Annotated in this window: 18 protein-coding genes and 2 tRNA genes; 12 read left to right on the forward strand and 8 right to left on the reverse strand. The window is 43.0% G+C overall.

Features of this window, described 5'->3' with window-relative positions; genetic code table 11:
- Window positions 1-48: 48 nt before the first annotated feature.
- From DD616_RS00775 to DD616_RS00785, 3 genes are all read right to left on the reverse strand, one after another.
- Window positions 49-1,890 (reverse strand): response regulator receiver domain, encoded by a 1,842-nt coding sequence (locus DD616_RS00775; RefSeq protein WP_208871552.1) that lies wholly within the window; start codon window positions 1,888-1,890, stop codon window positions 49-51.
- Entirely contained in the window at window positions 1,880-4,849 is a 2,970-nt protein-coding gene (locus DD616_RS00780) for a sensor histidine kinase (RefSeq protein ID WP_208871553.1), read from the reverse strand. The genes DD616_RS00775 and DD616_RS00780 overlap by 11 nt, the downstream gene beginning before the upstream one ends.
- A gap of 68 nt (window positions 4,850-4,917) precedes the next feature.
- The gene (locus DD616_RS00785; protein WP_129533022.1) at window positions 4,918-6,093 is read right to left on the reverse strand and encodes a DNA cytosine methyltransferase; all 1,176 of its coding nucleotides are present in this window, start codon (window positions 6,091-6,093) and stop codon (window positions 4,918-4,920) included.
- A 639-nt stretch (window positions 6,094-6,732) separates the two neighbouring features.
- Between DD616_RS00785 and DD616_RS00790 the strand changes: the two genes are divergently transcribed.
- The 7 genes from DD616_RS00790 to choV all read left to right on the forward strand — a co-directional run bounded on the left by DD616_RS00790 (window position 6,733) and on the right by choV (window position 14,601).
- Complete coding sequence (locus DD616_RS00790) at window positions 6,733-7,521, forward strand: lipase family protein (RefSeq protein ID WP_094167768.1); 789 nt, start codon at window positions 6,733-6,735, stop codon at window positions 7,519-7,521.
- 216 nt (window positions 7,522-7,737) lie between these two features.
- Window positions 7,738-8,331: a transcriptional regulator BetI gene (gene betI / locus DD616_RS00795; RefSeq protein ID WP_017046103.1), complete on the forward strand. Its 594-nt coding sequence runs from the start codon at window positions 7,738-7,740 to the stop codon at window positions 8,329-8,331.
- A 21-nt stretch (window positions 8,332-8,352) separates the two neighbouring features.
- Window positions 8,353-9,813: a betaine-aldehyde dehydrogenase gene (gene betB, locus DD616_RS00800; RefSeq protein ID WP_208871554.1), complete on the forward strand. Its 1,461-nt coding sequence runs from the start codon at window positions 8,353-8,355 to the stop codon at window positions 9,811-9,813.
- A gap of 18 nt (window positions 9,814-9,831) precedes the next feature.
- Window positions 9,832-11,532 carry a choline dehydrogenase gene (betA, locus tag DD616_RS00805; RefSeq protein ID WP_208871555.1) on the forward strand — a complete coding sequence of 567 codons (1,701 nt, stop codon included), beginning with the start codon at window positions 9,832-9,834 and terminating at the stop codon, window positions 11,530-11,532.
- Between the two features lie 36 nt (window positions 11,533-11,568).
- Complete coding sequence (locus tag DD616_RS00810; protein ID WP_017047361.1) at window positions 11,569-12,513, forward strand: choline ABC transporter substrate-binding protein; 945 nt, start codon at window positions 11,569-11,571, stop codon at window positions 12,511-12,513.
- Window positions 12,514-12,562: 49 nt separating this feature from the next.
- Window positions 12,563-13,411, forward strand: coding sequence for a choline ABC transporter permease subunit (choW, locus tag DD616_RS00815; RefSeq protein WP_208871556.1), 849 nt, complete (start codon window positions 12,563-12,565; stop codon window positions 13,409-13,411).
- 2 nt (window positions 13,412-13,413) lie between these two features.
- Window positions 13,414-14,601, forward strand: a complete 1,188-nt coding sequence (choV, locus tag DD616_RS00820; protein ID WP_208871557.1) for a choline ABC transporter ATP-binding protein — start codon at window positions 13,414-13,416, stop codon at window positions 14,599-14,601.
- Window positions 14,602-14,733: 132 nt separating this feature from the next.
- On the opposite strand, the gene DD616_RS00825 is transcribed toward choV, so the two are convergent.
- The 4 genes from DD616_RS00825 to DD616_RS00840 all read right to left on the reverse strand — a co-directional run bounded on the left by DD616_RS00825 (window position 14,734) and on the right by DD616_RS00840 (window position 18,374).
- Window positions 14,734-14,807 (reverse strand) — tRNA-Cys (locus DD616_RS00825).
- Between the two features lie 37 nt (window positions 14,808-14,844).
- Window positions 14,845-14,931: transfer RNA gene (locus tag DD616_RS00830), tRNA-Leu, on the reverse strand.
- 329 nt (window positions 14,932-15,260) lie between these two features.
- On the reverse strand, window positions 15,261-16,706 hold the full coding sequence (gene viaA, locus DD616_RS00835; protein ID WP_170907518.1) for an ATPase RavA stimulator ViaA: 1,446 nt from the start codon (window positions 16,704-16,706) through the stop codon (window positions 15,261-15,263).
- A 9-nt stretch (window positions 16,707-16,715) separates the two neighbouring features.
- The gene (locus tag DD616_RS00840; RefSeq protein WP_013867938.1) at window positions 16,716-18,374 is read right to left on the reverse strand and encodes an ATPase RavA domain-containing protein; all 1,659 of its coding nucleotides are present in this window, start codon (window positions 18,372-18,374) and stop codon (window positions 16,716-16,718) included.
- 269 nt (window positions 18,375-18,643) lie between these two features.
- Here DD616_RS00840 and DD616_RS00845 point away from each other — a divergent pair, with 269 nt between their 5' ends.
- The 3 genes from DD616_RS00845 (at window position 18,644) to DD616_RS00855 (ending at window position 21,107) form a co-directional block, all read left to right on the forward strand.
- The gene (locus DD616_RS00845) at window positions 18,644-19,159 is read left to right on the forward strand and encodes an NUDIX hydrolase (RefSeq protein WP_017048791.1); all 516 of its coding nucleotides are present in this window, start codon (window positions 18,644-18,646) and stop codon (window positions 19,157-19,159) included.
- A 109-nt stretch (window positions 19,160-19,268) separates the two neighbouring features.
- A complete protein-coding gene (gene ltaE / locus DD616_RS00850) occupies window positions 19,269-20,282 on the forward strand; it encodes a low-specificity L-threonine aldolase (protein ID WP_094125724.1) in 1,014 nt (337 codons plus the stop codon).
- Window positions 20,283-20,396: 114 nt separating this feature from the next.
- On the forward strand, window positions 20,397-21,107 hold the full coding sequence (locus DD616_RS00855) for a TetR/AcrR family transcriptional regulator (protein WP_013867941.1): 711 nt from the start codon (window positions 20,397-20,399) through the stop codon (window positions 21,105-21,107).
- A gap of 10 nt (window positions 21,108-21,117) precedes the next feature.
- Here DD616_RS00855 and DD616_RS00860 read toward each other — a convergent pair whose 3' ends face one another.
- Window positions 21,118-22,383 (reverse strand): DEAD/DEAH box helicase, encoded by a 1,266-nt coding sequence (locus DD616_RS00860; RefSeq protein WP_081245245.1) that lies wholly within the window; start codon window positions 22,381-22,383, stop codon window positions 21,118-21,120.
- A 616-nt stretch (window positions 22,384-22,999) separates the two neighbouring features.
- On the opposite strand from DD616_RS00860, the gene DD616_RS00865 reads away from it, so the two are divergent.
- Window positions 23,000-24,217, forward strand: coding sequence for an aromatic amino acid transport family protein (locus tag DD616_RS00865; protein ID WP_017047351.1), 1,218 nt, complete (start codon window positions 23,000-23,002; stop codon window positions 24,215-24,217).
- A 187-nt stretch (window positions 24,218-24,404) separates the two neighbouring features.
- Window positions 24,405-25,832: a methyl-accepting chemotaxis protein gene (locus DD616_RS00870; protein WP_208871558.1), complete on the forward strand. Its 1,428-nt coding sequence runs from the start codon at window positions 24,405-24,407 to the stop codon at window positions 25,830-25,832.
- The last annotated feature ends 28 nt before the right edge of the window (window positions 25,833-25,860 follow it).

The raw sequence follows: 25,860 nt of genomic DNA on the forward strand, positions 1-25,860 counted from the left end.
TATGGGCTCTAGCTACTGAGCCCATATTTCATTTAACAAATTGATTTATCAGCGAATAAAGTCTAGGCCAACTCTAGATCTGGCTACACCGAGTCTACGAAGTAAATTCAGCGCATACTCATACCTTAGCTCTGCAACAACAACTGCTTTGTCTGATAATTTCTGTAGGTCATTCTTATCGTGTTCTCTTGATGGCTCAACGTACTGGAGTTTTAACTCTTTAGTTTGATAATCAAAGACGCCATGATTTTCAACAAAATAGTCTTTGGCCTTAGGGGTTGATTTCCCATCTAAACCATATGTAAAGCTCAATATCGTTATATCAGGTTTATCATCTTTAGGGGCGATAAATAGAAGATTATTCTCTGTAGAGTATTCTATTATTTGGTTGATAATTTCAGCTTCTTTAAGATCAGGAAGATCTTGAAGGTCAATCCCTAGTGATTTTATCATGTTTTTTCGCGTGACTTTATGAGCGCTTTTTGCGTCATACATTTGTACGAGCGTAACAGGCATTAGTGAACTTTCAGATTTCTGCCCAGGAACCAAATCGCACATCGGAGTCAAACAAAGCCAATAGTTGTTTTTAAAGAAAACCACATGGCCAGTAATTAGATGATGGTAGCTAATTTTTCTTGAACAGCTAAAGCAATTTGCATGCTTAACTATCTCATTCTTGTTCTCACGGGTGTGCTCTTCTACAAACAAAGCGAGGGGGTCATCTAGAGTCTTTAACCCTTTAACCAGCTCTACCGTGAATTCTCCTATCTGTGGGCGAATCTCCTGTGCTAGCTCTTCCCATAGTTTAGAAATCACAGACCATGAGACTGTCATGATGCCCTGATCAGTCTCTTCTTTGAGAAGCTCTGTCAGCCAAGCAGCCTGAAGAAACTTTCTTTGAAGAATTTTACTCGATGCAGATATTCCGTTTGATTCAACTTCACATCTTAGTTTTGACAAAATTAGTTCATGCGGATGGGGATTACATCGGTTGATTGCATGCAAGATTTTGGTTGGGATCTCAGATACTGGCGTTTGCTTTTTTCCAATTACTGTTAGAAATAGATCTTCAGTTTTTACCCAGTTTACATCTTCATCTACTCCCCAGTCGAAGAACTCAGTTGGCTTATCTTTAAAACAACCTTTATACATTTCAAACTTTTTATTACAGAGCCATTTTACTAGGTCTGGTTTTGATATTTCTATTTCTAAAGGTTTGTCTTCATAAATAGAGGAAAAATGATTCCAAACATCATGATAGAAATCTGGTTTTAATATGTTATTAGAATAATCTCTAATGAGCATAAGGAGATGAATTGTACTTATCGAGTCTACAATTTCTTGAGATATATCATCATGCTCAAAATTCCAATCATCTAGCTGTTCTTCAATAGAAGCTATCTTTTCTGGTGATATATTTAGGAACTTAGGTTTAGCTTGCAAAGAAATAATGATATCGATAAAAACATCGTTTACAGCTCCTTTACTATTGTCATAACCCTTTGTGTGCACTGCTACAAGATTGAAGTGTCTGTTAGATGAGAGATTCTTTACAATATCAATTGACTTCTTGCAGTAGCCATCATCATTACCATCTAGATGATAATCTAGAATCAGAAGATCGCTATGATTTAATCGAGATGTAATACTACCAGAATTGATGCTTTCTTCTTTTCCATTATATACATCTAATAACCAATTAAACTCATTCTTTCGACTAACATCTATTATATCTGAAAGCCTTACAAGATCGTCATCGTGGAAGCCTGCATTTCCTGATATAACGAGCTCATCTAATGTTGGGTACTCATCATCTATCACTGTTACAGTGCGAATTGGATCTATATATGCCTTTTTTAAGAAGGGGGTATAATCAAAATCAGCCAACATGTTTTATTCCCTTAAACATAATTCCAAAGTTAGCACCACTTAGTATCTTTTTATTAGATTCTTTTTCGTAGAAAATCTGATGTCCGCCAGAAGATAAATTTTGCTTACATAGGTATAAACCTACTCCTCTACCACCTCGTTGTTTTTTAGTGAAGAATATTGAAAACAAACTGTCTATATCATCTATATCTACACCTGGTCCGTTATCACTTACATAGACAAGCCCATCAACAAAATCAAATCTAATTGTTCGGTCTACTTCTGTCTCCTTTACCCAATATCTAGAGTTGTTCACTAGATTAATAAAAACAGGAAATATTTTCGATGGCTGCTCATAGAGGGATATGGATTTAAATGACTCAGATTGGATAAATGAAATTTTATTCATCTCAAGTTTGTTCTTAAAGAAGTTACAAACATAGTTATAAATATCATCTCCAGAAATAAGAGTTCTAACTTTTTCTCCAGATAGCTTTAATGGGCTTAAGAATCGCCAGGAGTCACTTAGTGATTGGTGTGCTTGAATGGCATTATCGAGATACTTTTCTTGAGTTTGATTTAAGCCTGAGCTCTTAAGGTTATTAAGTCCTCTTTCGATTGTCATATCAAACCCTTCAATTTCATGACCTATGATTTCAACTGTTATGCCAAGCTGAGCTAGGGAGTTGACTTGTTCGACTTGTTTTTTCAGTGCGAAGTTTTCATTGATTGATTGGATAGTTAGACCTTCCATATCAATTCTTTCTTTTAAACTCTCTATCGCTTTTATATGCGGTGAGAGCTTTTGAGATATTTCAATATCATGGAGTTGGTATTCAATATCAATAGTCTTAAGAACTTCATCTAAACTGGTTCTTTTAGCTGCTAACTGATCAATATGAGTTTTTAACTTGTTATGAAAACTTTTGTTTAGGTAATCTATTTCTTGCTCGAAAGACTCTTGCTCTTGTTTAAGTAACTTACGCCCCTCATTTGCAAGGTTTTTTATTTTTGAATGTAAAATGCCAGCCTTACTTTGTAATTCCTTTTCTGCTATCTCGGTATCTTCTTTGATGATGAGCTTATTTAGAGCGCTGTTAATTGAGTCATTTATGTTTTTTAAGATTTGCTTTGAAGTTAGCTCAATATCTCGATATTCTCTATATTGGCTTTCAACACTTCCTAATGTTCTTGGTATTGGTGAAAGAGAAAATCCTTTTAATTTCCCATCAAGTTCATTGATGCTTCTCTTTAAATTCAATAACCTTTCTTGGTCATTTATGTCTTCTTCATTTTTTAGAATTTCAGCTGTAGATTCTAATTCATCTAGCAGATCATCTAAAAATGGTTTATTCTTTGTTATTGAACTTTTTATTCGTTTTTGTTCTTTTCTCAGAATCTTCTTTCTATCTTCCTCTACTTTATTAGCAGCATGTATAGCATTCAACTCTTCCAACTTTTCAGTACGAATAGATGACTCTCGGCCGATAAACTTCAATGCGACTTCAACGAGTATATGTTCGACAATTTCTCGAAATAGTTTTGAAGCTTTATTATCTATAATTCCTTCTCGACCAGCTTTGTCCTTCAAATTAGGATTATTTTCCTTTGTAATTTGAACACCACCAAAACAAGCTCTATTAGAAAAAACATATCTACCAGCATTATTTGAGCGTCTTTTCTCCATTTCAAAGAAGTCGTTATCTTCGCGTCCATATGGCATAACACGTAGATTGTCTCTAAACACCATAACACCGCCAATGGTCTCCCTTGCCGTGTAAAATTTTTCATACAACTCTTCAGAGAGAGAGGTATTCTTCTTCATCACTTCAAAGGTACCTAATCGCAAAGAAAAAGGACCAAATCGGCTATCTTTTCTAGTTTTATATTTTGATTTAGGCCTGATGATGACATCTTCGTGCCATTCTCCAAATGCTTTCACTCTACCTTCAAACAATCCATTTTCGTTGATATTTCCTTCAACGATATGTTCCAACTGGTCAAAATTTGAAATATCAAAGTTCCTTACTTTATCAATAACAAATCTTTGCAAGCTTCCATTCCAAGCAATAACGCTTGTAGAGAAATCCGTTATTAGATCTTTCTCATCTCGTACAAAAGGGTTAACAAAGCTATTTAGAGTTTGAACAAAGCGCTCTTTTGCTCTCACCTCGGTACCGTCAGCTTCTGAACCAGAGTCAAAAGATAGTTGAGCTATAAGATCATCATGAATGTTACCAATAAACATTGCCGTGCCATGCTCCGAACGTTTATTCCAAACGTCCCAAGTTTCAAAATGCTTATCTGTAAAACAAGTCCCTATGACTGTTTTTTCTATTAAAAGCTTGGTGGAGTCTTTCTTATCTTCTAACTCTAACAGTTCAAATGTATCCCAAGCAGCCTTGATTCTGGCGTCTCTTGCCTTGTCTTCTCCATCGCCCCATATATTACCCATCAATGCGTCAAACATATCAGGAAGCATAGAGTTGAGTTCTGAGTGGATTGTAAAATCTGCTACTGGTAGTTTTATATCGTGTAGCATTAAGTAAGGATTTTCAAATAATCGCCAGTCGAGTAAACAAGCTACGAAAGGTTCATTTTTTTTCTTCGAAATTAGAAGGGTAAGAGAGCCTAGAGCTGCACATGATAAGCGGCCAATTCCTTTTTGACCTTGACGTACTCGTATATCTAAACCATTTCGGTCACTCTCAGAAATTTGAGAGGCTGTTACTTTTGAGTCTGTACCAACCGTAAGCCATTTGTTATTAACATCATCGATAGTCATGCCATGACCATCATCGACTAAGGTTGCAACGGGAAGTTCACCATCAAAGATATTTAGTGATACATTCTTCGCATATGCGTCATAAGCATTTTTCCATAACTCGGAAATGGCTGTAGGGATGTCTGCAATTTGCTCTCGACCTAAGTGGTCAATGGTCCTAGCTCTGGTTTGAAAAGACGAGGTGCTATAAGCCATAATAAAGCCTCAATGGAATCGGCAAAAAACTATTAAAATAAAAAGAGCCCGTATCATAGGCTCTTTCGTTATTCCATTCCATTCATAATAGTATTTATGAGAATTTCACCAAGTTTTGGTGGGATCGCATTACCAATTTGCTTCGCTTGATTTGTTGAACTTCCAATAAAAATAAAGTCATCTGGGAATGTTTGAAGCCTGGCTGCATGCCTTAATGTAATACCATGATCTTTCCAAGGGTGTACAAACCGGCCTTTTGATGGGTTGTTACAGCCAGTTGTTATGGTATTTGACGGTGTGTGGATATTAACTCTGCCGTATACATCTTTATGCCCACCATAACCGTTAGCATGACATGCCAATTCAAACTCCGGATCAGCGTCAATTCGACTCCCATTTAAGCGCGTTGATTTGAAGCGTCGTCGCATTTTTTCTGTCGGCTTCATATGAACATTACAAGGATCATCTTCATCTACTAGGTCACCCGACTCTAAGCTTTGAAGCAACTTTCTAGCTTCATCATCTGATAGCTTTGTATGAGGACGAAAATGTTTCTCTACATATTGTTCTATCAACTCAGGAGTAAGTGCTTCAAAAACAGTAGATGCAGTTTTCCAAGGTTTCGCATCTTGTTCTTTCACTTCTCTTGAATTGGGGTTAAAGAAATTTGGTACTGGTGGAAAAACTATTTTTTCACGATTAATATCGTCACGTACACCTAATATAAAAGCACGTTTGCGAGTTTGGGGTACTCCGTAGTCTTTCGCATTTAGTGTATTGCAGAAATGTATGATGTAACCGTTATCTTGAGCCAGTTGTTTAAACTTTTCTAAGTAAGAGGCATGCTTTTTCCAGAATAAGCCTGCAACGTTCTCTACTAAGAATGCCTTAGGTTGAAATTCTTCAACAAAATCGTAGTAACGCAATAGTAGTTTGTTACGAGGGTCATCGACACCTGCATCTTTTATTCTGTGGCTTGAGAAGCCTTGGCAAGGAGGGCCACCAAGGATAAGTTGTAGCTGACCTTTTTTAAGACCAAGATCTTTCCTTATTTCAGATGGTTCTATCTTTAAAATGTCATCATTAATCAGCTTGGTCTTCTGGTTTAATCTTTCAATTATATTTTTCTTATATGTCAGAGCGGCAGACACATCTAGTTCTATAGCTGCTAATACATCAAGACCAGCTTGTTGTGCTGCTAAACTGAAACCACCTGCACCTGCGAATAAATCAATTACACTCATATACCACAAAACCTACCTATAATCTGACTGGAGCATTTTACCGATATAGTAGAAGAAAGCTAATTAAGGAAGCTTAACCGCTCACTAAACAAGCATTTTACGTTTAACTCACAAATGTCCGTACGACCAGAAGTAGTATGAAGCGTTGTTCACCACGATAAGAGTGAACCATCCGTATCACCAGATGGCCCTAGGATTCTGAATAAAGCAGCGAATCCGACAATGTAACGAAACTCAGTTGTTAGACCGGGCCGGAACTAAATCGTGAGAAGGCGTTCTTCCTAATAATCACAAATCGGTTAAGTGTTAGGGTGTCAGCAACCAAGAAACACCCCACCCTACCCCTCCCCTTAAAGGGGAGGGAATTAGTTTCGTGAGCGTTGAGAGGTAGCGGTATCTTTCTATGAAAGATTTTCTTGACGAATCCCACATAATTAATGTGACATTCTTTCCTTAGCATCTTTATAGCTGACGACCTTGCCATCCGCTAAAGCTCGCTCGCTACGAGCAATGCCTTCGTGTTCAAACGGCTAACGCTCCAACATTGAGATACAAAGACTCCCCCAACCTAAACTGCATCATTCATAAAGTGTTCACATTCAATCGCTACGTTAGCTCAATATATTCGAGAGCTGTCATGTGAAACCACTTAAACGCTATCAATACGAACGCTATGCCGTGCTGTGCAACCTTGCTTATCCCAGAGTGTTTAGGCAGACACGTTACGGTTTTGACCCGAACGGTCAGCACATCATCCGTAACCAGTTTGGTAAAATCATGATTCGAGTGCTGTGGAGTAAAAACCAAGAAGAGGCCGTGGTCGTCATCAAAGGTTCGCACAGTGTCAGTGATTGGCTTTTGAACTTTGCAATGTGGACACGCAGTTGTCAGCACTTAGGATTGGATTACCGTATTCATGCGGGCTTTTACCATCTCCTGCATCAAGAGAGCCTGCCAACGCGCAACGAAGATAAACTCGGCTTATCGGTTTTACAACGGCTGGAAGCCGTCGTTGTTCCTCTGATCGAGAGTGGCAAACGCATTGCCATTACTGGTCACTCTTCGGGTGGGGCTATTGGGTGTATCTTTGCTGACTACATCGAAAAGAAATACCCAAAATGCATCAAACGCATTGTGACATTCGGCCAACCCGCGATTGGTAATTGGCGTTTTCGTCAACGCTACGCGCTTAGTCACAAAACCTATCGTATTTGTTGTGACCTCGACATCGTCACCTTCATGCCACCCATCCCTTTAATCTATTGGCATGTGGGTAAATTGCTATGGCTTTACAATGGGCGAATTTACGAAAACACACCAACACTAATCCGGTTAGGTCGATCTTTATTGAGCTGGCTAGTTCGCCCCTTCTCTTATCACCTCATGAGTAAATACATCCGCAATAAGGATTTCTTCGATGAACGATAGAAGCTAGCACCGAACAAAAAACACAGTGACTTCAAATATTTCTCACACTAAACAATTATGAAAAATTAATTGTAATTAATTGAATTAAAGCAATATTTATCATTAACCATATAAATTCAATGGCAATTATCATTCAAAAATAGATTTGAACTCTAAGCATTATCGTGGCATTTTATATTTAACTAATCGTTCAATATAAAATAATCAGGATGAATTATGCCAAAGGTAGGGATGCCAGACATACGCAAACCTCAACTTGTTGCCGCAACAATGACAGTCATTGAGCGCGTTGGATTACATGGCGCAAGTATCGCTTTAATCAGCAAAGAAGCGGGTGTCTCGACAGGGATTATCAATCACTACTTTGGCGGCAAGCATGGATTATTGGAAGAGACAATGCGTGTTGTTTTACGTGAGCTTTCAACCACCATCACTCAGCATTTAAACCAACTCCCAAAAGAGGCTCATTACGAACGCATTAATGCCATCGTAACCGGCAATTTCAAAGGGTTCCAAGCGGAAAACCAAGTCGTTAAAACATGGTTAGCGTTTTGGGCTTACTCCATGCACGACGCACAGTTAAATCGCCTGCAATACGTCAATGAACAGCGTTTACTTTCTCATCTTAAGATTGAACTCAAGCCGCTGCTCCCATCAGAACAAGTCAACCTCGTGGCTCATGGTATCGCGTCACTGATTGATGGCATTTGGCTACGCGGAGCATTAAACCCCAAGGGGATAGACCCTGCTCAAGCACATTCCATCATTAACGATTACCTCAATAAACAATTAGCGTTTTACGCGCAATAACAACTCACTTCAGGCCTTAAAATGGAAATACAATCGCTTTATATCAACGGAACGCTCCGATCTGCGACTTCAGGAGAACGTTTCGATACCTACAACCCAGCAACAGGTGAAGTGATAGCAAGATTGCAGCACGCCAGTGCCAATGATGTTGAACAAGCTATCACCTCAGCCAAGCAAGGATTCGCGGTATGGTCAAGAATGACCGCGACAGAACGCAGCCGTATTTTGCTAAAAGCAGTAAAAATACTTAGAGAACGAAACGATGAACTTGCTGTACTTGAAGTTCTCGATACCGGCAAGCCGATTCAAGAAGCCAATTGCGTTGATATTGCTACTGGCGCAGACGTCATTGAGTACTTTGCGAATTTAGCCCCATCGCTCCAAGGCGAGCAACAACCGCTCAACGACCATCAGTTTTTTTATACTCGCCGCGAGCCATTAGGCATCTGCGCGGGCATTGGCGCATGGAATTATCCGATTCAAATCGCGATGTGGAAATCAGCGCCAGCACTGGCTGCCGGCAATGTGATGATTTTCAAGCCCTCAGAGGAAACGCCATTAAGCGCATTAAAACTGGCAGAGATCTTCAGTGAAGCCGGAGTGCCAGACGGCGTCTTTAACGTGGTTCAAGGTGATTACCGCGTAGGTCAAATGCTGACAGCCCACCCTGACATTGCCAAAGTCTCTTTTACCGGTGAATCGGGTACCGGGAAAGCCGTAATGGCGGACAGCGCTCGCAGCTTGAAGTCTGTCACCATGGAATTGGGTGGCAAGTCACCGCTCATTATTTTTGATGATGCCAAGCTTGATCAAGCTGTCTCTGCTGCCATGGTGGCAAACTTTTATACCCAAGGCGAAGTGTGTACCCATGGGACGCGCGTTTTCGTGCACGACAGCCTCTACGATGCGTTTGTGGCTCAGCTTAAGCTGCGTACTGAACAATTAGTGATTGGCGATCCTATGGATATCAACACACAGATTGGTGCACTGATCTCCAAGCCTCATTTAAGCAAAGTGCTCACAGCGATTGAGCAAGCCAAAACCAGCCAAGCAACTTTGCTCACTGGCGGTTATCAAGTTACCGATAACGGCCTAAATAAGGGCAATTTTGTTGCACCAACTGTTTTCATTGATTGCACTGATGACATGGCTCACGTGCAGCAAGAAATCTTTGGCCCTGTGATGTCAGTGCTTAAGTTTAGCGATGAAGACGAAGTGATCGCGCGCGCGAATGGCACTCAATATGGCTTAGCTGCAGGAGTGTTCACACAGAACCTTTCACGTGCACACCGAGTAATTCACCAACTTCAAGCCGGGATCTGCTGGATAAATACTTGGGGAGACTCTCCGGCAGAAATGCCTGTTGGTGGTTATAAGCATTCCGGAATTGGTCGTGAAAATGGCATAGAAACCCTTAAGCACTATACCCAAACCAAGAGCATTTTAGTGGAGCTAGATGATTTTTCTAGTCCATATGCTTAATCGTCAAAGGAGCCTTCTATGTTAAATCACTTTGATTACATTATCGTCGGTGCGGGCTCAGCAGGTTGTGTTCTTGCCGATCGCTTAACCGAGTCTGGCGAACATCAAGTTTTACTGCTCGAAGCTGGTGGTAGCGATAAAAGCATTTTCATTCAAATGCCAACCGCCCTTTCTTACCCGATGAACAGCGAAAAATACGCATGGCAATTTGAAACCGAATCAGAATCCGATCTCGACGGGCGTCAGTTACATTGCCCACGGGGCAAAGTACTCGGTGGCAGCTCGTCTATTAATGGCATGGTGTACGTTCGTGGTCACGCTTGCGATTTTGATGAGTGGGAATCACTGGGCGCTGAGGGTTGGAATTATCAAAATTGTTTACCCTATTTTCGCCGCGCTGAATCTTGGATAGGTGGCGAGAACGCTTATCGTGGCGGCAACGGGCCCGTCGGTACTTGTAACGGTAACGACATGCAATTGAACCCACTTTATCAAGCCTTCATCGATGCGGGCAAAGAAGCCGGTTATCCAGAAACTGACGATTACAATGCTTATCAGCAGGAAGGTTTCGGACCAATGCATATGACGGTAGATTCTGGAGTTCGCGCCTCAACGTCCAATGCCTATTTACGCCGCGCGATGAAGCGCCCGAACCTCACCGTAAAAACAGGAATTGTGGCACATAAAATCTTGATTGAAGAGCAAAAGGCCATCGGCATTGAGTTTGAAAAATCGGGCAAGATCCAACAAGCGTTTTGCCTGCGAGAAGTGATCTCAAGTGCTGGTTCTATAGGATCTCCTCAACTTTTGCAACTTTCGGGTATTGGCCCTAAAGCGCTGCTTGAACAAGTTGGTGTGAAACTGGAGCAAGACCTACCTGGTGTGGGCGAAAACCTGCAAGATCACTTAGAGATCTATTTTCAATACCACTGCAAACAGCCGATCACACTAAACAGTAAACTCGGTTTAATCAGCAAAGGGCTTATCGGCACTGAATGGATCTTAACTCGTAAAGGATTAGGGGCAACCAACCACTTCGAGTCATGCGCGTTTATTCGCTCTCGCGCAGGGCTCAAATGGCCAAATATTCAATACCACTTTTTACCTGCTGCGATGCGGTACGACGGTCAAGCGGCCTTTGATGGTCACGGCTTCCAAGTTCATGTGGGACCCAATAAGCCAGAAAGCCGAGGACAAGTACAAATTGTCTCTCGCGATCCAACGGTTTCACCCTCTATCGCATTTAATTACCTATCAACCGAACAAGATCGCCAAGATTGGCGCGATTGCATTCGTCTCACCCGCGAAATTCTAGCGCAACCAGCATTGGATACTTATCGGGGCGAAGAAATTCAACCGGGGGAAGAGATCCAAAGCGATGACGATATTGATTCATGGGTCAAACAGAATGTGGAAAGCGCTTATCACCCCTCTTGCAGCTGCAAAATGGGCGCAGATGACGACCCAATGGCCGTGGTGAATGACCAATGCCAAGTGCGCGGAATTCAAGCTTTACGCGTGGTGGATTCCTCGATATTCCCAAGCATTCCCAACGGGAACCTGAATGCGCCAACCATTATGGTCGCAGAGCGCGCCGCCGATCTTATTTTAGGCAAACCGCTATTAGCCAGTACTGAAGCTCCAGTATGGATTGCACCAGATTGGCAAACCAAACAAAGAATAAAACCACCAATGAGAAAGCCGGACGCTTACTCATAAAATTTATAAAGTCAGTCAAAAACACAAGGAAATAACATGTCTATTACTAAAAAAACCGTGCTCACACTTACAATGACGACTCTGCTCAGCGCCAACGCTTACGCCAATCAATGCGATACGGTGCGCTTTGCTGATGTGGGTTGGACAGACATTACCGCCACGACAGCAATAACCACAGAGCTGCTCAAAGGGTTAGGCTATCAGACAAAAATCGATTTACTCTCAGTACCCGTGACCTACTCATCTATGGCAAACGGTGACATTGATGTATTCCTCGGTAATTGGATGCCAACCATGGAAGGCGATATTGCCAAATACCGTGAAGCTGGAACGGTTGAAACTCTGCGCGCTAACTTGGAAGGAGCAAAATACACACTCGCTGTGCCTAAGTACGTTTATGATGCCGGTGTCCAATCGTTTGCTGATATCGCTCAATTTTCAGATAAATTTCGCGGCAAAATCTATGGTATTGAACCGGGCAATGACGGTAATCGCTTGATCCAATCGATGGTTGATGAAAACGCTTTTGAGCTGAAAGATTTTAGCGTTGTTGAGTCAAGTGAAGCGGGCATGGTGTCACAGGTGGCACGCTCAGTACGTCGTAATCAGTGGATTGTGTTTCTAGGTTGGGCTCCGCACCCAATGAACAGCAATGTTGAAATGGAATACCTTGATGGCGGTGACGATTACTTTGGCCCAAACTACGGTGGTGCAAATGTCTACACCAATGTTCGTCAAAACTACCTAGCACAATGCCCAAATGTCGGTAATTTATTAAAAAATCTATCCTTCTCGCTTGAAATGGAAAACCAACTGATGGAATCCATTCTCAACCAAGGCGTGTTACCAGAACAAGCCGCTCGCCAATGGTTAATCAAACATCCAGAAAGTATTGTTCCATGGCTAAAGAATGTAAAAACCAAAGCTGGAACACCTGCACAACAAGCTATCAGCAACTATTTAGCGCCATTTAAAGCATAAATTAATTTAGAGGAGGAGGTGAGCATTTCACCTTCCGAAAGGCTATATCGTGAATTTTATTACAGATAACAAAATCCCCTTAGGTCGTTGGATGGAAAGTGGCGTTGACTGGCTGACCATTCATGCAGCCACATTTTTTGATACTGTTTCCTACTTACTTGAGACCATCATTTTATCTTTAGTTGATGTGTTTAAATGGATGCCCCCTGCCGTGCCGATTTTAGTCACCGCAGCCATTGCATGGTATCTGCATCGTCAGATTTCATTGGTGGTATTTGTTATTGCTGCCCTACTGCTTATTCTAAACCTTGGCTACTGGCAAGAAATGCTGGAAACCTTTGTCTTGGTGTTTGCCGCGACAACGATTTCCGTATTAATTGGCGTACCATTGGGCATTATCGCCGCGCATCGACCATGGCTTTATACGCTGATGCGCCCAATTCTTGACTTAATGCAAACGGTACCAACCTTTGTTTACCTCATTCCAACGCTAGTTCTGTTCGGTTTGGGTATTGTTCCGGGGCTCATTTCGACCATTATCTTTGCCATCGCAGCCCCCATTCGCCTCACCTATCTTGGTATTACTAAGGTACCGGAAGAGTTAGTTGAAGCGGGTAAAGCATTCGGCTCTAGCCGTATGAACTTACTGCTCAAAGTGGAGTTGCCAGCAGCGCTACCCAGCATAATGGCAGGGATCACTCAGTGCATTATGTTATCACTCTCAATGGTTGTGATTGCCGCCTTAGTTGGTGCTGACGGCCTTGGCAAACCCGTGATTCGTGCACTCAACACCGTCAATATTTCTCAAGGTTTTGAAGCTGGTTTAGCCATCGTTTTAGTCGCCATCATTCTTGATCGTTTATGCAAAACCCCACATCAAAATAATAAGGACGCATAATCATGGACGCAATTACCATTAAAAACCTCGATGTTATCTTTGGTCAGAACCCAAATGAAGCACTGCAACGACTCGACGCGGGTGAATCTCGCCAAGAGATTATCGATGCCTGCGGTCAAGTCGTAGGGGTAAACAATGTCAGCCTTACTGTTAAAGAAGGCGAGATTTGCGTCTTGATGGGGCTGTCTGGTTCAGGGAAATCGAGCTTGCTGCGCGCGGTGAATGGCTTGAATACCATCAGCCGGGGATCATTAGAATTAAAAGATGGCGAACGCTTTGTTGACCTTGCCAGCTGTGATAAAGCAACGCTTCAGCATTTAAGAACAAATCGTGTCTCGATGGTGTTTCAAAAGTTTGCCCTTATGCCTTGGTTATCGGTTTTAGATAACGTGGCCTTTGGCTTAGAAATGCAAGGAATGAGTAAGAAAAAACGCCACCAACGTGCTCGTGAACAGCTAACAATGGTTGGTCTTGCTGAATGGGAAGATAAATTCCCCCACGAACTTTCTGGCGGCATGCAGCAACGTGTCGGTTTAGCACGTGCTTTTGCAATGGACAGTGACATCCTGTTAATGGACGAACCATTCTCAGCACTTGATCCGCTGATTCGTGCGCAACTGCAAGATGAGTTATTAGATCTACAAAGCAAACTCAACAAAACCATCTTATTTGTTAGCCACGACTTAGATGAAGCACTAAAAATAGGCAATAACATCGCGATTATGGAGTCAGGAAAACTGATTCAGCACGGTAAGCCAGAAGAAATTGTCCTTACACCCAAAACGGACTATGTTAAAGAGTTCGTGGCACACACTAACCCTCTTAACGTACTAAAAGGACGTTCGTTAATGCAGCCCATCGAACAGTTAAAACAACAAGACGAACGTTGGCAGGTCTGCAAAAAACAGGATATTTGGGTCGCACAACATGATAAAACTCTGACACTATATGGAGCAACGTCGACCGCTCTTATCCACTGGGATACCCAAGTCAGCGATATGTCGAACATTGATTCATCGATGATGATCATTACAACACCTGATATTGATATGCGTAGTGCGATTGAGTTGAAACATCGAACTCAAAATCCGATTCTTCTGATGGAAAATAATCAGCTCGTCGGCGTCTTAAGCGACCAAGAAATTTACAGTGCCCTACTGGGAAATTATCAAACCGAAAAGGCGGCTTAACACTCACCTCTGTGCATTGCTGTCAATGTCATGTTAACGCCATCATACCGATGGCGTTATTTTCTAAGCAGGCTGTTGATTCTTAATCACATAGATCAAAAAAAGACGCTAAAAAGCGTCTTTTTTTGTTTTTGGAGGCGCGACCCGGAGTCGAACCGAGGTCCACGGATTTGCAATCCGCTGCATAACCAGTCTGCCATCGCGCCTTTAATTTTTTGTTGCTCTTAATGAGCAAAGAATAGATGGTGCCCCGGGCCGGACTTGAACCGGCACGACTCGAAAGTCGAGGGATTTTAAATCCCTTGTGTCTACCAATTTCACCACCAGGGCACGCAATTCTGGATTGCGATGCCGTCAACTGAATCAGTTACACACCATCGAAAATTTTTTGAAGTACATTCGCTAGCTTTATTATTAATAACATTTGTTATTAAACATTGCTTTGCAGCTTTTAATAACTTTGCTCATCTTGCTGAGCAACTAACTCCTGACATTGTTCTTTCGAGCTTTGCCGTGAGAACGAGGCGTACTTTAACGGATTAAGAAAATGAGTCAACAATAAATTTTCCACTTATGAATCAAGTGACTAAGAATCGACCCGCAAAGGATAGAAGGCGAACAATTAGAGCAACAATCCATCAGTTTTTATCAAGTGATCGTTACCATTTTTTCATCAGTCGCCCGACGAGATTAGGATGGTATGCCCAGCAGTGATCAAACATCGCCATCAACTGTGGATTACCATAGCGAGACAAACTCACCGCATGGAAACGATTTTTTTGATGTTTTAAGGTCGCGATTTTTTCTAGTAGAACTTCCGGCGGTTTAGGTGCGATGAAATCCGACAATACGACCAAATCTGCATTGTGGTATTTGTCACTGTTCATCAGTTCAACCGATTGTTCTAGCACAGGGTCTAAATCCGTTCCGCCGTGAAATGAATAACTTAAAAAATCACTCGCTTCACGCAAGCCATCTTGCTTGGTCAGCTCATAGGTAATTTGCTGAGTAGAAAACAGCATCACGTAGCACTCGCGCCTCTCAGCAAGCGCGATCTGCATCAGAGCATAAGCCATCGCTTTTGCACACTGTTCTGGGAAACCACTCATGGAACCAGAAGCGTCCACACATACGATGAACGGCCCTTTTTCAATCTCAAACTGTTTGTGTTCTGGTTGGTACGCTTTGACTTTACGCAAGGTGCGAGACTTGCCTTGCATGCGATAGTTCATCAAGCGCTTATCCACTAAATGCTTGTAGAAAACCACCTCAAGTTCAGGATAGGCAAGAAACATGGTTTCGTTGGGCAGTAGCTTGTTCAGATCATCACTTTCGTGGATGCCGACGATGTCATCCGTCGCTTCGTCCGATTTCTCCTCCACCATTTGCAGCGCTTCGGCTGGAGTGCGGTTGAGATCCGGGTCATCTACTTCGCCAGCCATGCGCCCAAGCTGTTCAGCAATCTCTTGCAATCCTTTGTTCTTTTTCAAAAATTCCGCATGGCGTTTCATGACACTAATGTCTGTTTTACTGAGCTTCGCCGATGCCATATCCCACAAGCGACCGACGCTGCTTTCATCACCCGATTCCGTGACTTTATCCATGTTTTTCATGGTTTCCATACGCTGGTACAAATCGGCCAACACTTTTTCTTTGTTACTTTCAAGTTCGTTGATTTGCGCTTGTTTAATCGCATGGCAAAGGCTTTGATACCATTGGTCACAAAAGAAATGAGGGAACATGGGGTTATGCAACCCCTTGTTTTTTTCGATTAAACGACGTGCTTGGAGATAAAATGCTGAGTGCCATTCCAACTGTTTGATTATCTCGTTAATCCGGGTAAAGAAGGTCTCTTCATCCCAGTGAATTACTTCTTGGTATAAGGTCAGCTCTTGTTGAAAACGCTCAGTTTCACACACTTTTGTAATGCGTTTTTTGACACTACCACGCCACTTAGTTAGGTGATTTTTAACTGAATTCGCCACGCCGCGGTTTTCAGCCATCATCATCACTTGCGAGCGCGCAAGCAAATCATTCACTGCCGTATCAATGATGCCCGAATCGGCAATCATTAACGCTAAATTTAAACCATCGGCACCAAGCATCTTCTCTCCTTACGCAAAAAACTGGTTTAGGTTTTTAAAACGAAGCACCGTTTTTTCGCATTCGGTATGAGTCGATTCAAGTAATTGCTGCAGATGCTGCAGCGTCGCTTCCATAGCGGTGGGCAGCTCCGGATCAATGAAGTTATGCGGCAAAGCGCCGTGAAACTTAGAACGTACTTTACGCAAATGGTGTTCGGCATGTTGCAACTGTGCAACGGCTTGATCCGCTTTCGTAAGCCACTCTTGATAAAGACTTTCGTCTAAACCTTGCTCAGTCACCAAACTCACCAACACCGAGCGATTAGCAATATCTTTAAGAACGAGGTTATTACCAGCATCTAAATCAAACCTTAAACGGCACAAATTGGTATTTTGATTCACATAACCATACACATCGCCATGCCCCTCTTTGATCGTTCTTTCAAGCTCGCTTTTAGGCACATAAACCCAGCGGCTATCGCCTTTTTCGGCCTCAGAGACGGACATATTGCTTTGCAGCAATACCAATTTGACCAAGTCATGAGCGGTGCCTACCTGATAGGTTTTTGCTGATTTGGTATCAAACTGATGCACTTGCTTTTTAATCAAACCGGATGATGTTTCCAGCGAGAGCAACATGCCAAATTCAGACTCTAGCTCTTCTTGAATCTCAGCCAGCTCTTCACGACACACTACGATTTGATGTTCAACTTCTTGTTGGTCAAAAGCATGTTTCAACGCAAAGTCGCGTATAACGCGGCGCACAATATCGCGAGAATCGGGGCTATTCCAAAGACAATCTTGCAGCAGCAGTAAATCAAGCGGGTTGATTGAGTCGCGGCCATTAAAAAACGCACTCGCTTTGAGCAGCTTCACCGCTTTTTTCCAACGGCGGTCTGAAACGTACATATCAATACTTGCCGCAGCGGGCTGGTTTTCAACGGCATGCTCTAGCATGTTTTTCAGCTCAAATAACTTTTCAAACACGTCATCTGTCAACAGTAAATCGTCAAGTTGTCGCTGCCATGAGTGATACTCTTCATCGGTAATCGCAAGCCCTTCAGGGATGCGCGCTTCTTGTGGCGTACCGACAGTTAGCATCGATTTGAAATTCTGCTTATTTTGAATACGATTGACAAACACACGCACTAACATGCGATCGTACAAGGCGTCTAAACCACTCTCTTCATCCGGCAATTCGTTCGATGCCGAAACCAGAAGACGCATTGGTACACGTTCAATATCGCTCCCATTTTTGAAGGTCTTTTCATTCACTACCGTTAATAAGGTATTCAAAATGGCGGGGCCTGCTTTCCAAATTTCATCAAGAAAAACCACTTGTGCGGTAGGAAGATAGCCTTTGGTTAGGCGAACATAGCGCCCATTATCTTTTAATTCTTGAATGCTTAATGGACCAAATACCTCTTCTGGTGTTGAGAAACGCGTCATGAGGTATTCAAAATAACTGCTGTTATCGAAGGCTTGGATCAGACGTTTCGCAATCAAACTTTTTGCAATGCCAGGAGGGCCGAGTAGGAAAACACTTTCCCCCGCTAAAGCAGCCAGTAGACAAAGTTTGATGGTGTCTTCACGCTCATAAACACCATCCGATAAAGCCTTAGCAAGCTTATTTATGCGCTCTGAAAGTAGCGCTTTTTGCGCATGAGATGCAGGAGTAAAATTGATCACTTAAGCGCTCCAAGTGGTTTGTATACATAACTTTATACGACTGTTATTGTTTTGTTACAAATAGATTTTAGTATAAGCGCCCACTTATAGCAGATCTCTTTTCTGTGAAATTCTTCGAAATCAATGTTTGCATATATGAGACTGACATCACTGATTGTGCAAGCAATATTGATACTTAGGTTATCGTTTTACTTTGTCTTAGCCACAGATTCTCGGTAAGGTTGAACCCTTATCAGTCATTGGCTAGCCACAATTAAAGAAGAGTTTGCATGAGCAAAACCATACATACATGGAAAACCATTTCATTAGTGCAAGAGGATGTCACCCTTCCTACGGGCAAAAGCATTGAGCACACCACCATAGTCCATCCGGGCGCGGCCGTGATTTTGCCGATCACAGAACAAGGCGATATTATTCTGATTAATCAGTTTCGCCCCTCACTCAAAAAGTGGTTGTTAGAGCTCCCAGCAGGCACTTTAGAAAAGGGAGAGCTTCCAGCCGAATGCGCGCACCGTGAGCTTGAAGAAGAGACAGGGTACAGTGCAAGTGAGCTGATCACTTTAGGGCAAGTCACACCATTAGCTGGATTTTGTGACGAAATACAGCACCTGTTTGTCGCTAAACAGTTGAGCAAAACTGCACGATTATCATGCGACGATGATGAAGTCATTGAGGTGGTGACGCTTTCGATCCAGGAATTGGAGCAAAAAATCATCACTGGGCAAATCACAGATTCAAAAACCATTGCCTGCCTAAGTAAGGCGAAGCTGTGTGGCTATCTATAAAATACTTAGCTATCGATAAAGTGCTTAGTTATCAATAAAGCACAAGCACAGATAAACATTGAAGTGAAAATGCTTCTAGCAAAAATAGAAAAACGCATGAGGAGATTATATGGATTTTCGATCAGATACCGTTACTAAACCCACCGCTGCGATGCGTGAAGCAATGGCTAATGCCGACGTGGGTGATGATGTGTATGGCGATGACCCAACCGTCAACGCCTTAGAAGAGTGGGCCGCGCAGCGACACGGTTTTGAAGCGGCGCTATTTACCACGTCAGGCACACAAGCCAACCTGCTGGGTTTAATGTCACATTGTGAGCGTGGCGATGAGTACCTGTGTGGCCAACAAGCGCACAACTACAAATATGAAGCGGGTGGCGCCGCGGTTCTTGGCTCTATTCAGCCGCAGCCAATCGAAAATAACCCTGATGGCACGTTAGACTTCGATAAACTGCGCGCGGCCATTAAACCTGATGATGCCCACTTTGCTCGCACTCGATTACTTAGCCTTGAAAACACCATCAATGGCAAAGTTCTACCACTCGCCTATTTAGCGCAAGCACGAACGTTTGTTGATCAACACCATTTGGCACTGCATTTAGATGGCGCGCGCGTATACAACGCCGCTGTAGCGCTGGATGTGGATGTTAAAGAGATTGCGCAATACTTTGACTCAATGACGGTCTGTTTATCTAAAGGGCTTTCAGCTCCTATCGGCTCGCTACTACTAGGTTCAAAAACCTACATTGCCAAGGCTCGACGTTTAAGAAAAATGCTCGGTGGCGGCATGCGTCAAGCAGGCATTTTGGCCGCAGCAGGCCATCTTGCATTGACTGAACAAGTCACTCAGCTGAAGACTGATCACGACAATGCCCAATATTTAGCGCGCAAATTAGCGGACTTAAACGGGTTTTCCGTCAATCCAGATTTAGTGCAAACTAACATCGTATTTGCCAAATTAGCTGATTCTATCGATATCCATACAATTACCAATCAGTTGGCGCAAGATGGAATAAAAGTTTCGCCAGGTAATCCGGTACGTTTTGTGACCCATAAAGACGTCTCACGCGATGATATTGATTTTCTAATCAGCAAACTCTCCCTTTATCTCCGATCCAATTAACATTGTGCAGTCATAACCTTATCATCGGCTATGACTGCCAAAGCGTTTTTTCCGTGAAACTACCTCTCAAATCTGGTACAACTGCGCTCGTTAAAAAATGAGACGAGTTAAAAAATGACCAAAAGACAAGGCCGCCGAAGTGCCACTGATGCCCAAAAAACCAAAAGAGACATTCTAGTGGTCGCTGCGGATCTGTTTTGCGAGCTAGGTTATGCACGAGTGTCATTACGAACGATCAGCGAAAAAGCTGGGGTTTCGCACAGTTTGCTGCGTCATCATTTCGGTAGTAAAGAGCAAATATGGCGCAGTATCAGCGATGGTCTCCATCTTTATATGGAGAATTATTTACGTCATATATTGAAAGAGATCCCAGCCAACACCCCCGCCAACGTGCAGTTGTATTTGTTCATTGTACGGCTGCTCGCGCATATGCTGACCGTCAAACAGCCGATTCAACTGATCGCCGATGCGGTAAGGCAAGAAGATGCTCTTTTTGATTATTTTATCGACAGTGCAGGTGAAATTGAGCAGCTCGTCGAACAACTTGCCGAGCAATACAACCGTGAATTTTCAGCCACACCAATAAAGGTGTGGGAGATAAAATGGCAGATGATCATGTACGCGCACGGCGCGGCGAGCCTCACGCCATTTTTAAAAGAAACATGGTCAGATGAAACTCAAGATGTGAACCAATGCTTACTAAAACATTGGCAACTCTTTAATGACTTGATGATCGCCAAGTTCCATATCGACGAAGCTCAGACGCTCTGTCCGAACTCCATCAATGAGTTGCTGTATGATATTGAATGTGACTGGGCCAGATAAAGCGGGCGCTTTATCGCTTACCTCTACCTGCATGGATGTTTAGTTTTGCTTTCATCTTTCTTTTTTCCGCTGAACGGCTAGGTTTACGACTGCTACGCTCAGTCGGTAAGGCTTCCAACAAACTCGGCTCAAACCCTTTTAACCACTCTTGTGGCAGGCGTTGATTGAGTAAGGCCTCTATCGCTTCAAGTAGATACTCTTCATCTCGGCTCATCAAAGAGACCGCGAAGCCCGTTAGCCCGGCCCGGCCTGTGCGACCAATCCGGTGCACGTAATCTTCCGCTTTATAGGGCATGTCGTAGTTAACCACTTGCTCAAGTTGCTGAATGTCAATTCCACGAGCCGCAACATCGGTAGCGATCAACGCTCTAACTTTACCTGATTTAAAATCATCCAATGCTTTTTGGCGCGCCCCTTGGCTTTTATCGCCATTGATCGAGGCCGCTTTGATGCCGTCCAATTTCAGTTCTTTGGCTAGCTCATCGCTGCCTTGTTTGGTTCTGGTAAATACCAAGACTTGCTGCCAATTACGTGAACCAATTAGATAAGCTAATAACTCACTTTTACGTTTTTTATCCACTGGATAAACGATCTGTTTTACAGTATCAGCGGTCGCATTGGCTGGTGAAATTTGCACGCCGACAGGGTCGCGCATCATTTTGTGTGCTAATGCTTTGATTTTGTCATCAAAGGTGGCCGAGAAAAACAGCGTTTGGCGTTCATCATTCATGCGTTTCAAAATACGTTGGATATCAGGCAAAAAACCCATATCGAGCATGCGATCGGCTTCATCCAGCACCAACACTTCGGTTTGCGTCAGGATAATGTTGCGCACAAACAGATGGTCAATTAACCGCCCAGGCGTCGCAATTAAAATATCCGCACCGCCACGTAAATTACGTGTTTGCACTTGCATGCTGGTTCCACCGTACGCGGTGACGATCTTCAATGTAGTGCTTTGTGCATAAGCACTTAAGCTATCAAAAACTTGTTGAGCCAGCTCACGAGTCGGAACCAAAACAAGCGCGCGCACAACTTTACTATTGGTTTCTCGCTCGGCTTGGTTATCAAGAAAACGTTGCAAAATAGGTAAACCGAAAGCTGCCGTTTTGCCGGTACCCGTTTGCGCCCCAGCCATGACATCTTTACCAGCCAAAACATGCGGGATAGCTTGAGATTGAACATCCGTCGGTTGTTCAAAACCTAAAGATTGCAGAGCGCTAACTAATGTGGTTGAAAGTCCTAAACGTTGGAATGGGTGCACAGTATCAGACATTGCAGCTTACCTATTGGAAATCAGGGCGCGGATTGTAACAAAGCGCAAGGTAATCGCCTATTCAAAATCAGCGGAAATCAACAGTGTTAGGGAATTGATACATGAGGGGGGAATGTAAGGAGCATAGCCAGCATAGCCAGCATAGGCTGCTGGCTGGTACTATTCTGCGCTCTGTTCAGAGCATTCATGAGATACAGAGTCATAATCGGATAAATCAAATCCGATCTCCATGGCGTCGAGCCACTCTAAGCACTCATCGTTTTTATATTGGTCACTCATTAATCGACCTCCTTTGATATTTACTGAGACGGGATTATCACGTCGCAAGATCCTTTTTAAATGATTTATATGACAGTTTTTTGAAAGCGAATGGTCAAATTAATCATCACCACAATATCTATCACAGCGAAACGATTTCGACCACTCTTATTTAGCCGCCACCTTGCCATGTAAACAAAAAAATACACTCATGGATTTTTATTTTTACAAAGCTGTTGAAAATGAATCCGAAGTTCTACAATATAGCCCAAAATGAGTGGATTAATGGTCAACACCCCGTTGTATTCATATATATCACTCCCTGAAACACAACATAACGTATAAAGAACTTTACACCATGACTCAATCAAAGATTTTCGGCAGTACTTTGATCATCGCAGGGACCACTATCGGTGCAGGCATGCTAGCTCTACCGCTCGCTTCTGCAGGTATCGGCTTTGGCACATCATTACTGATTATGATCGCCCTCTGGGCATTAATGGCTTTCACTGCATTGTTAATGGTTGAAATCCATCAATATGCAGACAAAGACGCCACCTTACATACATTGGCTAAACAGATCTTAGGGCAAAAAGGAAAATGGGTAGCGAGCTTTGCTATGCTATTTTTGTTCTATTCGCTTTGTGCAGCTTACATTGCTGGTGGCGGCGCACAATTCACTCATCGCCTGACAGAGTTTGCTGGCATTGAGATCAGCAATCCGTTGGGCACCTTGCTTTTTACTTTACTGGTTGCACTTGTGGTGACGATCGGCACCAGCACGGTTGATAAAGTGAACCGCCTGCTGTTTGCCGGTAAAATGGTCGCGATGATTATAGTGCTCTCATTTCTTGCACCTAATGTTTCTCAGTCATACTTGCTTAGTATGCCACTTGAGCAAGGCTTAATCGTTGCTGCAATTCCCGTCATTTTCACCTCATTCGGTTTCCATGGCAGTATTCCGGCGATTGTGAATTACTTAGATGGCGACACCCCTTCGCTGCGCAAAGCCATCTTAATTGGTTCTGCTATCCCGTTGATTATTTACATTTTTTGGCAGATCGTCACGTTAGGTGTCGTTAGCCAACCTCAGCTGGTTGAGAATTCCGGCCTGAGTGCGCTAATTGTGACATTAGGACAAACCGTTCATCAATCCAATTTAAGCAGCATTATTGGCGTGTTTGCCGACCTTGCACTTTTGACGTCATTCTTAGGCGTAAGCTTGGGCTTGTTTGAATTCATGGGCGATACGATTAAGAAAAAGAACATTCCATTGCACCGTATGGCTGCCTCCGTCATCACCTATCTGCCACCGTTAGTCTTTGCGCTATTTTACCCTCAAGGCTTTATTATGGCGCTCGGTTACGCGGCTATTGCATTGACTATTTTGGCCATATTCTTACCGATTGTGATGGTGATTAAAGTGCGTTCAAACCAAGTATTCCAACCGCAGGGTGGAACACAATATCAAGTCAGAGGCGGTAAACTGGCTCTGACCATGACAGCAACCATTGGTTTGATGATCGTCACTTCGCAAATCTTTATTAGCCTTGGTGTACTACCCGCTCTGGGTTAATCAATTAAAGTTAAAAGTGGGGAGAGTAATATTACTCTCCCCACTTTTTTTAACCTAAAATAAGATCAAAGTCTCAATCTTGATATTTAAGTCAACATTCATTTCATAAAATTCTGCACGAACACACACATTTAGCCTTAGTATATTTATAAAATTTACTATTACTTTTTTGCATATCGGAGCAGCAATGAAAGAAGTTCAGTTCAGGACGATTGACCGCGTGTTCATTAAAATGTCAATTAATGACAAGATGTGGGTGATCTTCGCTTTATTCCTCACCGCTTTAAGCTTTGTCGCAGGAAATCGCTATGTTGATTCACTGGCCCAGATAGAAGCGCAATCGAAGTTGGCCGTTGAGTACAAACTGCAAGGTCTGCTTGCCAGCGGCGCAGATCCACAAACCCTTTCAGCGGTTGAAACTCGCCATTCTTTAGCCGCAACTAGTTATCAAAAAGGGGTGATTACCGCCACAGTAAAACACAGCGATGGCAAAGTTTACGCGCTAACAGAGAATCTCTCTTATCTTGAAAAAGACGCTCAGCGATCGGCACTCTCGACTTTTCTGTTGAGCTACTTGTGGGCAATCCCTTTTGCGATTTTCCTCTATTGGGTCGCTACTTTTATTGGCGGTGCATTGTGGGTGCTGTACACAACAACCTTGAAAATTTCAAAAGGTGATTTAACTTCACGATTAGGTTTTCATCCCGGTCGCGATGAGTTTGGCACCATTGGCTGCGCGCTCGATAACGCCATGGACACCTTGACCGAACTGGTAGTTTCAGTAAAACAAAACGCCACCACTCTCGGTGAAACATCCAGCTCTTTTGCCCATGAGATGAAAGAGAGCGAGCAACAAATCAGTAGCCAATACGCTTCCTTGGATTCCGTCGCCACGGCCATGGAAGAGATGACGGCCTCGGCGCAAGAAGTGTCGACCATTTCCCAACAAGCCAATCAGCAAGCCGAGCAAGATTCAAAACAAGCGGAAGAGAGCTCACAGCTAGTTCAGCAAGCGATTAATGAAATTTCCCAGTTGTCAAAGTTCATTGAACAAGCCTCTCATTCGGTGTCTACATTGAATGAAAATACGGCGCAGATTAACGATGTGATCACCACCATCAATGCCATTTCGCAACAGACGAACTTATTGGCACTGAACGCTGCAATAGAAGCGGCACGTGCTGGTGAACAAGGACGCGGTTTTGCCGTGGTAGCCGATGAAGTTCGCACCTTAGCTAGCCGCACGCAAGCGGCTACTGTTGAAATTCAATCCATGATTGAGAAGCTGCAAACCGAAAGTCAAGATATCGCACGCATTACTGAGCAAACGGTTAGTCAAGCTCAAACCAGTAGTAATTTAGTCGCTAACATCGGCAATAACGTCAATCAAATTGCTGAATCAGCAAAAATGATCAATGACATGAGTATTCAAATTTCAACTTCAGCCGAAGAACAAAGCGCCGTTGCTAATGATATTGCTGCTGAGCTGAGCGATATTCGTACACAATCCAATGCGATTCGCAGTGTTGCGCAAACCTCATCGCAAGGTGTCGCTAGCCTTGCAAACGCTTCGCGCAACCTTGGTGAAATTTTAAGCCGTTATCGGACTAACTGATCATTGGATTGCTTGAGTAATCAAGTCA

It is taken from the genome of Vibrio anguillarum (assembly GCF_003390515.1).
GTDB classification, from domain to species: Bacteria; Pseudomonadota; Gammaproteobacteria; order Enterobacterales; family Vibrionaceae; genus Vibrio; species Vibrio anguillarum.